This window comes from Bacillus stercoris (genome assembly GCF_029772985.1).
Taxonomy (GTDB): domain Bacteria; phylum Bacillota; class Bacilli; order Bacillales; family Bacillaceae; genus Bacillus; species Bacillus stercoris.
Genome location: NZ_CP121861.1, coordinates 2,521,713 through 2,534,431 on the forward strand (window position 1 = coordinate 2,521,713; position 12,719 = coordinate 2,534,431).

Annotated in this window: 1 protein-coding gene (only partly in view); it reads right to left on the reverse strand. The window is 46.9% G+C overall.

Features of this window, described 5'->3' with window-relative positions; translation table 11 throughout:
- A protein-coding gene (locus QA442_RS13275) for a type I polyketide synthase (protein ID WP_279473170.1) crosses the window boundary here: on the reverse strand, positions 1–12,719 show its 3' portion. It continues 907 nt past the right edge of the window; only the last 12,719 of its 13,626 coding nucleotides appear in the window; its start codon lies beyond the right edge, outside the window — the gene reads right to left on this strand; its stop codon occupies positions 1–3.

Sequence of the window (12,719 nt, forward strand, 5' to 3'; positions counted from 1 at the left end):
TTATTTGAAAGTTTTCCAAAACATTTCGTTAGAAGCCCCTGTGTCTAAAAGCACTTTTTTCTGCACGTTTTGAGCCAATGGTTTTGTTAAAATCGGCTGTCGATTTAATTCCGGCAAAGGCAGAGGTTTTCTTCTAATTGGACGCTCAGAAGAGTCTTTCCAACCTTCTACAATGAGATGGGCATTCGTTCCGCCATCGGCAAAACAATTAATTGCCGCAGCAGGCGTTGTCTCCTTCCATTCGGCTTGTGATCTGCAGAAATACAAATCTGTCTTTTCTATATCAAAGTACGGCATATGTTCGTTACCAGACAGGAATGGAACCAATTGTCTATGTTTCAGCATTAAAGCTACTTTAATCAGGCTCGCGATTCCCTCTGCACATAATGGATGCCCGATGTTAGGTTTCACCGATCCCAGCCCTAACGGAGCCTTTGATTCAGAACGGTAAATGGATTGAATCGCCTTTAATTCAAGTAAATCTGTTACTGCCGACCCCGATCCGTTCGCTTCAAGATAGCTGATCTCTTCTGTCCTTTTTCCGCTTTTTTCAAGCGCTGTCAGCATGACATCCTTTTGCGCCTCTAGATTCGGAGATGATGGGCCTGCCGTTCTTCCGTCATTATTAATCGCAGCGGCTTTAATGACTGCATATATGGAATCTCCGTCTTCAAGCGCTTGGCTGACGGTTTTGACGAGAACCATGCCAACGCCTTCTCCTAAAATGACACCGTCTGCCCGCTTATCAAAAATATGGAATGACGGTTTGTCACATAAAAGTCCGCGTTCATGAAACATTCGATGCGCATCAGCATCAAGCAAACTGACGCCGCCTACAACTGCTGCCTCAATATCCCCGCTTCGCAGAGCCTGAATGGCCATATTCAGCCCCACAAGCGCAGAGGAACAAGCAGTATCCAGGACAATACTCGGTCCCTTCAAGTCAAAAAATTGTGAGATGTTAGCTGCTAAATAGTTTTGTCCGCCAGCGACTATCGGGTTTCTTGCTTTTGAAAGACTGGCCGGATCAGGCTTGTGCTGGCTGCGGCCTCCTATATAAACACCAGCCCTCATGCCTTTCACTTCTTTCTCTGTATAACCGGCGTGATACCACAGTTTCAAGCTTTCCTCCAATACAGCCAAAGCTTGGGGATCCATCGCTCTGACATCGTTTTCGGACATCATGAAGAAATCATGATCAAATCGGTTCATTTCCTCAATGAGGCCCGCGTAATTGGAGCTGGAGTTCCCGAATCGGTCAGGCGGAACAGGTGTAATCGCGGACCGTCCTTCACGTATTAAATCCCAGTATTCTTCAAGAGTTTCCGCTCCTGGGAACCTGCAACTAAGACCGATGATGGCGATGTCCTCAGCAAGAAGTGCCGTTTTCTCATGGCTTATCTGCTGCGGCCGCTGTTCTGGCACCGGCTTTTGCTTCATTGCTGATTGCGGCTTGACAGGTGTCTGTTTCTCAGGAACAGATGGTTGTAAAACAGCTGCTATGTCATATTTCGAAATGAGCCAGTGTGCAAAGGATTCTATTGTCGGATATTCAAACAAAATTGACGGATCAATATCTCCATTTAATTGTTCGTTCATCTGCTGTACCAGCTGGGCCAATATAATTGAATCAATTCCGTATTCTTGGAAAGGCTCATCCGTTTCAAAGTCATCTGCAGCTATCTTCAGTTCTTCTGAAAAAAGCGTTACGAGCCAGTCAACTGTTTCAAGAAACAGGGTTCGAGTGCCGGCCTGCTCTTTCATCTCAGGATGCGAAAGAGCTTCGGCAGGCAGTGACGGCTGCATCAGCTTGTCTGGCTTCCAAACGTTTTTATCTGGAACCGCCGGCAGCACGACAGCATACTGTCTGTCAGATAGAATTTGGTCAAGCAGCTGTAATCCCTCATCGTTTGTTAAACTGATCAATCCAGTTTGTTCTAAAGCTTTGCTTCGGACCTCACCTAACCCGGTCTCCTTCCAGTTAGGCCACTGAATGCTTACAATGGGACATTTATCTCGATGAGCCTCTGCAAAATAATCCATAAAAGCATTTGCCATCGCGTAATCAGCTTGTCCTGCTGCTAGGGCAGGAATCGCCGCTGAAACTGAGGAAAACAAAGCAAAAAACGCCAATGGTTCATCATAAAGCAGGTCAAACAACGTTTGCAGACCTTCGACTTTCGGTTCAAGCACCTGTTCGATCTCTTCAAGTGATTTTCTGATAAAAGCCGGGTTTTGTTTGTTCACCATCCCGGCACAATGGATGACTCCGCCAATCGCTCCCATTGTTTCGTGTATTGTCTTCAGGCTCTGTTCGACAGTAACCCTGTCTCCCAGATCCAGAGAAAGCACCTGAACTTGCGCACCCATGTCTTCTAGCTCTTGAACGGCTTTTATTTTCTCGGCAAGCGAGGCAATGTTCACCGAATTCCACTGGTCTCGCGGCGGAAGCTCTTCACGGCCGATAAGCACCAGCCGCTTAACGCCGTATGTTTTTACAAAATGCCGCGCACACAGCAAGCCTAGTCCTCTTGTCCCGCCTGTAATGAGCAGGACTTTGTCTGTTGAAAACGATGCTTGCTTATGACTATGAGCGGCTTCTCCTGGCTGTTCCGCCAAATATGCGCGATATCGCTGTCCGTTTCGATAACAGACTTCTGCTTCTGTGCTCTTGGCATAAAACTCTGCTGCAATCAGTCTGGCCAGCTCCTCAAGAGAGGCTTCGCACTCCATATCTGCATGTCTTGAAGTAAGGTGGCTGTACTCGCTTTGAAGCATGCGGTATAAACCGGCTCGCGAAGCACCAGACAAATGAACAGCGTCATTTGCATAAGCCTCCAGCCCCTTTGTTACACCTAAGATTGTCAAATGATGCTTGCTTGTACGTCCTTGCTCGATCAGCTTTTGGAGCCAGTTTATCCAGCCCAAAGACTGCTCGTGGCTCGTTCCGCATCCGATCAGATCGATTGCTCCAGCAACGTGTTCATAGTCCGCAGCAGACACCCGATCCAGCTCTTGACTGTCAAATATACGGTATTTAGAGAAATACATCGAAAGCTCTTCCGCTAATGCCATTGTCTCCTCATTTGCCAAAATGGCGACGGTTTGATTCGTCATTTCTGCCGGTTCAATCGGACAAGGCTGCCACTGTTTACGCAGAAAGCAGCGCTTTGGCATCAGTTCGGAATGAGGGAGTGCTGTAGCAATGGTTTCGGTTTCGCCTTCTTGAGTTGGCAGCCAGTAATACTCTTCCGCGAACGGATAAGCAGGCAGGCTGATTCGCCGAGGCATGTATTCTCCATAAAGCTCATTCCAATCTATCTGCAGCCCTTTCACCCATAGTTCCGCTACTTTCTCCAGCCTTTTTTTCTCTATCCATGTTTGCAGCAACGCTTTGGCATCGTGATCCGTTTCAAACAGCTTGATTTCGCTCTTTTTCGTTTTCACGTGAGCAGCAAATATACTGTTGTTCTGCATTTCAGCCAAATAATCATCTAAAGCTTTGATCAGCATTTCTCTCGAATCCGCCAAAAATGCCAGCCGATAATCCATTGCTTCCCGGCCCGTCTGAAGTGTGTATGCCATATCCTCCAAATTGATATCTTCATTGGCGGTTACGAAATCTTTCATTGCTTCCGCATAGGCCTTCAATTGCTTCTCTTTTTTCGCTGAAAGTACAAATAATGCTGAGCGGTGCTGCTTTGTTAATCGATCGTTCCTCTTTTCAGGCTGGTATTCCTCTATTACGATATGGGCATTCGTTCCGCTATATCCGAAAGAGCTCACACATGCTCTCCGCGGTTTTCCATCAGCCGGTTCCCAAGGCTTGAGCTCCGTATTTACGTATAAAGGAGAATGCTCAAATTGAAAATGCTCATTCGGTGTCGTGAAGTTCAATGTCGGCACAAGTGTTTTATGATTCATGCACAATAACACTTTTTGAACCCCGGCTACTCCTGCAGCCGCCGATGTATGGCCAATATTGCTTTTGACGGAACCGATTGCGCAAAACTGCTTTTTGTCTGTTTTTTCTTGAAATACGGCAGACAGGGCTTCTAATTCAATTGGATCGCCTTGTTTTGTTCCTGTTCCGTGCATCTCGACATAACTGATACTCTCAGGATGTATGCCGTATGTTTCATATATGCCTCTTTCCAGGTCCATTTGGCTTTTCGCACTCGGTGCTGTGATTCCGTTTGTTTTCCCGTCCTGATTAATACCCGAGCCAATGATGATGCCATAAATATGGTCACGGTCCGCTTCTGCATCTTTCAGCCTTTTCAGAACAAGCGCACCCGCACCCTCGCCGGGCACAAAACCATTCGCGCCATTGTCAAAAGCTTTACATTGTCCATCAGGTGAAAGCATGCCGGCCTCACACATACTGATGTAAGATTCCGGCGTTAGATATAAGCTGACACCGCCGACCAGCGCCATATCAATTTCTTTGTTTATAAGTGCCTGGCGCGCTAAATGAGTGCCGACCAATGAAGATGAACATGCGGTATCAATCGGAATCGCAGGCCCTTTTAAATTTAGAAAATACGGAATACGCGCCGCTGCGATCGCAAAGCTGTTTCCGGTGGCATTTGTTCTTGACTGCCGATTCAGCATGACCCCGTATTCATTGCTCATAATGCCGAGATAAACGCCGCATTTTTTCTCATTTAAAGTTCTGGCGTTATACCCAGCGTCCTCAAAGGCTTTATAGCCTTCCTGCAAAAAGATTCGATGCTGCGGGTCCATCAGTTCAGCTTCTGACGGCGGAATATTAAAAAACAACGGATCAAAATGTTCAATATCATCAAGCATCCCCATTGATTTGCAGTAGACTTTCCCTTTCTTGTTGAGGACAGGATCATAGTATTTGTCAACATCCCACCGTGATGTTGGAATGTCCCGAATGGCATTCTTCGCATGAACCAGGTTATCCCAATACTCTCTTACATTACGAGCACCCGGGTATCTTCCCGACATCCCGACAATCGCGATCGCATCCTCCGGGCGGTCTTGACGAACAGAGACTTGTTCCTTCTCATGTTCTTTCTTTATAGGATGTTGAACAGACTGTAGCGGTCGCTCTGCCGGATTTGGAATAGATGGCGCTGCTGGTTTTTGCTGCGTTGCTTCGGTCGGGACAGTATGCTCTATCTTTCTATCATGATGAGCTCCTAGCTCAGACTTTAGCATTTCGGCAAAATCACGTATCGTTGGATAATCATATACTGTAGTCACTGTGAAAGACGTTCCGTACTGCTTGTTCACCGCTTTTATCCATTCGAGTCCGGTAATCGAGTCCATTCCGATATCTATGAACGCTTCGTCAATATCCACCTCGTATGGCTCCATGTATAACACGTCCGCTATGCTTTCCTTCAATTTTTCATGCAGCGTTTCAATTGCTTCCGTATATTGTCTTGATACAGATATTTCTGCCGCTGCATATTGAATCGTTTCTTCAGGTTCTTTTTGCACTGGCTGATGTTCTAACGGCTGCAATGATATATTAGCCGGTTTAGCAGCAGGCACAGCTGTTTTTTGTCTGATTGGCGGGTACGTCTCCGTTTGTTTTTTCTCCCTAGCGTGTGGACTTAACTCACGTGCTAAGTAAACAGCGAATTCACGTGTTGTCGGATAATCATATACCTTTGTGACATTTAACGATGTGCCATACTGTTTATTTATTGCTTTTATCCATTCGAGCCCGGTAATCGAGTCCATTCCGATATCTATGAATGCTTCATCTGGATCAATCTCGTTTTGGTCCATGTACAGCACTTCCGCTAAGCTCGCTGTCAGTTCATCGCACAAGGACTCCGCTGTAATGGTCTCTATTTCTGTATCTGGAGGAAGCTGGACTGCTGAAAGCTGCGGTTTTCCCTGGTCTGCTGTTAAAGGCTGTAGCGTTATATTGGCAGGCTTGCCGCTGGCTTCTCTGGCTACAGACGGCTTTGAAATAACGGGCTGTACCGGAGCGAATGTCTCTACCGTTCTTTTTTCCTCAGCCTTTGCATTTATGTCTATCCAATAGCGATCTCTTGCGAAAGGATAGACGGGTAAACTGATGCGCCGCGGTTTTTGGTCCTGATAAAGCGCGCTCCAGTCGATTCGCAAACCTCTTACCCACAGGTCTAAAACCTTCGCGTATTTTCCTTTCTGCAGCCATGCCTCAATTGTTTTTGACATATCTTCATCAGCAGCAAAAGCAGCAATGGCTTCTTTGTTGCGCTTTACTTGTCCGCGATAGACATATTCACGATTTTCTGTTCCCGAGATACATTCATTCAGTTTTTCTTCAAGCTCCTGCATCGTTTCCACAACGAACGCCAGCCGTTCGTTCATCGCTTCCCTTCCGACTTGCAACGTATAGGCAATTCGGTGCAAATCTGCTTCAACATATTTTTGTTTCCGAATGGCATCCAGCAAATCTTCCGCTCGTTTTTGAAGTCTTTCCTCATTTTTTCCTGAGAGCACAATAACAGCTGGCTGCTTCCTCGCTTGGGAACGTTCCTCCACAGGTTCCGGAGCATACTCTTCTATTAAAATATGGGCGTTCACACCCCCGGCACCAAATGAAGAGATTCCTGCGATTCTCGGTAATTCGATGTCTTTGCCATTGACACTGATGGTCGGCCTCTTCCACTCTTCTAGCTCTTGCTGTACTTGAAACGGTGAGTTAAGGAAGTCAATATTCGGATTCAGCACGTTTGAATGCAGGGATGGCGCAAGCTGCCTGTATTTCATTTGAAGCAATACCTTCGTTACTCCTGCGATACCTGCCGCGCTCTCACAATGCCCGATATTTGATTTGGCTGACCCTATTGCACAAAATTGTTTATCATCGGTTTCTTGCGTAAACACTTTGGACAGCCCTGTGATTTCAATAGGATCACCGAGAGAGGTTCCGGTGCCGTGGGCTTCGATGTAACTGACTGCCCGCGGGTCAATCTCCGCTTCCACAAACGCCTTTTTGATGACATCTGCTTGGGCATTCGGGTTGGGAACTGAGTATCCGTTTGTTTTTCCGCCGTGGTTGATGGCCGTCCCCTTAATGATTCCATAAATGTGATCACCATCTTCAATGGCTTTAGACAATGGCTTCAAAAGCACTGCTCCAACGCCTTCTCCCGGCACATAGCCGTCTCCGCCCTGCCCGAAGCTTTCACACCGGCCTTTGCTGGACATAAATTTGTTCTGCCCAAGCATCAAATATTTATTTGGGTGAATTGACACATTCACGCCGCCCGCGAATGCCGCCTCACACTCTCCGCGCTGTAAGCTTTGGCATGCCAAGTGGATAGCCGTTAAAGAAGAAGAACACATGGTGTCTAAAGCAATACTCGGCCCGTGAAAATCAAAATAATAAGATACCCGGTTCGCGATGGATGATGGATTTCCTGTTAAAGCCAAAGACCGTCCCCGCACCTGCTCTTGTGCCCCGTACAGCTGATATTCTTCGTACATGACACCGACGTAAACACCGACGCTTCCGCCAAGCTCAGCATCACGCTTACGGCCGAGGTGTTCTCTTGTATAGCCTGCGTCTTCCATCGTTTCATACACGCACTGCAAAAATAAACGCTCTTGCGGGTCCATTAATTTGGCCTCACGCGGCGATATATGGAAGAACTGCGGATCAAACTTGTCTACATCCTTTAGGAAGCCTCCCCACTTGCTGTAGGTTTTTCCAGGCTTGTCTTTATCTTCATCATAATAAAGACTGTGATCCCAGCGTTCTTCCGGAATTTCAGTAATACAGTCTCGACCGTTTCTCAGGTTTTCCCATAATTCATCAATATTGTCTGCCTGTGGATAGCGGCCAGAGATACCGATGATCGCGATTTCTTCCGTTTCCTTTTCTCTTAACTCCTTCTGCTCTTTGCCTTGCAAAGGAAGAAATCCAGACTTTCTTGGGGTAACTGGAATTTCTTGTTTTTCAGGTTCTGGTTGTCTTTCAACAGAAGCTTTTCTTGTTTCAATTCCCAAGATGTCCAGCAATTTTTCTCTGTGGGAATCAATAAAATACCGTGTTAATGACCGAATATCCTGATATTCAAAGAACAACGTCTTGGACAAAGAACCGAATCCTTTTTCTAATTGACCCGTTACATGCATGATCATGATAGAATCGATCCCGTAATCTTCGAGAGGAGCTTTAGCATCAATCTGGCCGGCTGGCAGCTTGATCACCGAAGAAAGCACCTGTTTAAAATAGTTCTCCGCTTTTTCTCTCAGTATCTCTTCATCGGCTTCCCCGATCATGCCTGCTTTTTCTGCCTCCTGATTGAGACTTGCTTTTTTGATATAGTGAGATTGGCCCATGCCATGTCCCGTTTCATGTAGAAATGCACAAATCCGATCAGTAACACCGGAAGCAACTAACACTTGCGGCTTTCCAGACGACCAGCAATGATATAGCGCCTGAATCCCACGATCTGTTTCCATGGCCACCATGCCTGTTTCGCTTTTCAGCATTCTTGCAGTGTCCGCATCAATTTGCATGCCCCCGTCTTTCCACAGCGGCCAGCACACTGAAAGAGTCTTTCCGTAACGTTTGTGAAGTTCCGCTTGGCCATTTCGATATTCGCTGAATGCATTCATAAATGCATTGGCCATTGCGTAATCAGCCTGTCCCGCGCTTCCTACCGCTCCGGCACCGGAGGAAAAAAGGATAAAGAAATCGAGCGGAATATTTTTCGTTGCTTCGTCAAGGTGAATCAGTCCGGCTACCTTTGGAGCGAGAACGGTTTGAACCTCTTCTTTCTTTTTCTTCATAATGAAATTATCTTTTATTAAACCGGCGCTATGAATGACGCCGTCTAAGTCGCCATAAACGTTTTGGATCTCTTTTAATAAAGTATCAACCGCTTGTTTCTCGGTCAGATCCGCTTGTCTGTAAACCGCTTGGATGCCAAGTTTCTGTAAGGCTTGAAGCTTCTTCTGTTTTCTTTCATCAAGCGGAGAGCGCCCTGTCAGGATCACAACCGCTTCAGTCGTTTGGTTTGCGATTTCAGTTGCAAAGATAAATCCAAGACCCCCTGCACCGCCTGTGATCAGATACACGCCATTATCCTTCCATGGCATGTCAGTACTTAGGTGCACACCAGACGCTTCTTTCCACCTGCTGACAAATCGCTTTCCTTGCCAATGGCGGATATGCGTGTCACGCGGACAGCGTCTGTTTTCCTCCAATACTTTGAATAGGTCACCGGCTGGCATCTCGGTTTCTATTTCAATCAACTGCCCTGTCAGTTTTGGATTTTCCAGTTCAGCCGTTTTGAGCAGTCCCGTTAAGCCGCTTAATAGCTGAGGCTCGTCCAACGCAGGCACCGCCACTTGAATGAATGTATGTCCCCCTGTATTTGAGTGCATCAGCTGTTTGATTTCTTCAAATAACTGTATGGCATAACCTTCAAACCGTTCATCAATTGCCTCAGCATCATGCTGCAGAACTGTACAGTCAAGATGATTTCGGATGCTTTCCATTTGTTCTCCAACATCACAGACAACGACTTTATGCGTGTCGTACTCTATGAACTCTTGCTTCTCTGCAGCACGTTCTTCCCAAATGTGTTCGAACAATAGCGTGTCAGTCGCTCCAGAAGGATCTTCATCATCTGTTTCTAACACTCTTGCAGAATAGCCTTTCAACCGCACGCAAACCTGCCCCTCTTCATTGCATAAATCGATATCGAGCTTCTTTATACGGTCCCCAGCTGTACTTCCCTCGCTATATGTGATCCGCGCCCACATAGATGCCTCGCAGCCTTTGAAGATTTGGACATCCTGTATTGCAAAAGGCAGCATTGCCTTTCTGTCTCCTAAACTTATATCTTCTCCCAGCCTCAAACCGATAGATGCTTGAAATGCCGAATCTATCATGCTCGGATGCAGAATATAATGGTCTTCTGTATCAGAAACTACAGGAGGCATCGTCAATTTCACTAGAACTCCGTTTTTACCGGCATATAGGCTGTCGATCGCTCTGTGGCTGTCGCCATAGTGAATCCCCATTTCTCTATAAGCCTCGTAGCAATCAAAAGGTGACAGAGTCCGCTCATGATAGCCTGCCTTCAGTTCTTCAATGTTGATGACCGGATTTTCACCCGTCTCACCAAGCACTGCACTTCCTTGCCCGTATATAATCGGAGAGCTCTCTGTGTTTTCAGGGGCCCGGCAGATTTCAAATGCAATCTCCCCATTGTCCTCAGGATATAGACATACATCTATATCTTTTTGCTGTTCCGTGAAGGCAAACGGCCGGACCCAGACGATGTTCCGGAGCTGGAACCCTGCCGGGAACTGATCCGCAGCTGCCCTTTCCACAGCTGCCCGAACCATCTCCAATAATGCCGCGCCAGGTAAAACGTGTTCGCCCTTTATGACATGATCCTTCAAGAAAAATTCACGTCCTGTAAATGTTGAACGAAAGCGGACACCCGATATGTCGGACACATTTTGATGCAGGAGAGGATGCAGGATGTGTCGTTTCTCCTTTAAACGATCAGTCTTTTTCTCCGCTTTCGGCACCCAATAACTCACCCTCTCAAATGGGTAAGTCGGCAGGCTGATCCGCTTTGGTTTGTTTCCGGCGTAAAGCAGCTTCCAGTCAACACCAGATCCTTTCGCCCACTGCTCTGCAATCTGATCGAGCTTTCTTTGCTCCAGCAATTTATGTACCGATTCGGCAGAAAGCGATGATTCGCTTCCTCGTGACACGCGGCCCTTCCAGGAATGCTGAATGGTTTCTCGTCCTTCTATAAAAGCCTTCAATTGGTCGCTCAATTCTTGAATTCCGGATGCTAAGAAAGAAACTCGTTCTTCCATCGGTTCACGGCCTACCTGCAATGTATACGCCAAATCTCTAATCAGAATCCCATCATGAAGAAAATCCAAGAGACGTTTTGCATATACACGAAGACGTTCTTGATTACGCGCAGAAAGCGGAATTACTGCGGACATGTCAGAATCTGAGGACAAAGAAACGTCCTGCTCCGCTGTTTGAGGAATATATTCCTCAAGAATAATATGTGCGTTTGAACCTGTTGCGCCAAAAGAACTGATCCCCGCCCGCCGCGGATAAGGGACGTCTTCCCCATTCTCCTTGATAACAGGCTGCTTCCACGTTTCTGTTTCATGCTGTACATAAAATGGAGACTTTTCAAAATCAACGTACGGATTCAGTTCTTCGGAATGCAAAGAAGGCACAAGTTTTTGATGATGAAGCTGAAGGGCAACCTTGCTTAAACCGCTGATCCCCGCAGCGGATTCGGCGTGCCCGATGTTTGACTTTACAGAACCGATTGAACAAAACTGCCGATCCTGCGTATATTGGCGGAACGCCTTCACTAACCCCTGTATTTCGATTGGATCTCCTAAGGACGTGCCCGTTCCATGAGCTTCCACATAACTGATCGTCCGCGGGTCAATTCCCGTTTTCTCCAAGCATGTCTCAATCAGATCAGCTTGAGAAACAGGGCTCGGCACTGAAATGCCGCTGACAGTGCCCACATGATTCACAGCACTTCCTTTAATAACTGCATAAATGCGATCTCCGTCTTCCTCCGCTTGTTGCAAAGGCTTCAATAAAACCGCGCCTATACCTTCGGCCGGCACATAACCGTCCCCACCCTTTCCAAACGTACGGCAGTGTCCGTCAGTGGAAAACATATCCCAGACCCCGTATGTCATATATTTATTCGGGTGCAAAGACAGGTTCACTCCACCTGCTAACGCGACATCGCACTCACCGTGGCGTATGCTTTCCAACGCCAAGTGCACTGCGGTCAGAGAGGATGAACATACCGTATCGACCGCCATACTCGGACCGTGAAAATTGCAAAAGTAAGAAACACGGTTGGCGATTTGCGCATAGTTGAGCGAGAGAGGAAACACATTTTCTGCTGATGTTTCTTCAGCTCCTACTAATGTATAATCCTTGTGCATGACGCCGGCAAAAACGCCTACATGCTGCCTTTTGTTTCGTCCTTTAGGCTTGGCTAACGTCTTTGGCGTATAGCCCGCATCCTCAATCGTTTCCCAGCATGTCTCTAAAAACAGCCGCTCCTGAGGGTCCATTGTCTCTGCTTCTCTCGGCGTGATTCTGAAAAATTGGGGATCGAAGCATTCGGGATCATCAATAAATCCGCCCCATTTGGAAATGTCCTTACCCGAAGGAGATGTGATTCCTTCAAAGCGCCGCCAATCCCAGCGCGATTCAGGGATCTCACTAATGCAGTCCTTCCCCTCTTTCAGATTGTTCCAAAATTCATGAATATTGGCTGCCTTCGGATACCTGCCCGCCAAACCGATTATCGCAATGTCGCCTGCTGCCTCGATAGGTACAGCACGAGATTCTTCAACAGTCTTACGATCGTTTATTGTGTCGGAAACGCATGCTCCTTCATTCTGGCCAACGGAACCAGCGGCACTAAAATGCTCAGCATATTCCTCGGCAAGAAACGCTGACAGCTCCGCTATGGTGGTATGCTCAAACAGAAGAGTCGGCGAAAGGCTCTCACCGATCTTATCACTGATCGTTTCTACCACCTCAAGCAAGCCCGATGAATTCAGTCCCATTTGGTAATAACCGACCTGTTTTTCAACTTGTTCTATCGGCTTATTGATTTTCTCTGCGATTAATTGACTTACGAACTGTTCAGCCCCGCTATAGGAATCTATGGGAGAAGATACTGCGTCAGCAGGTTTATCACGCTCAG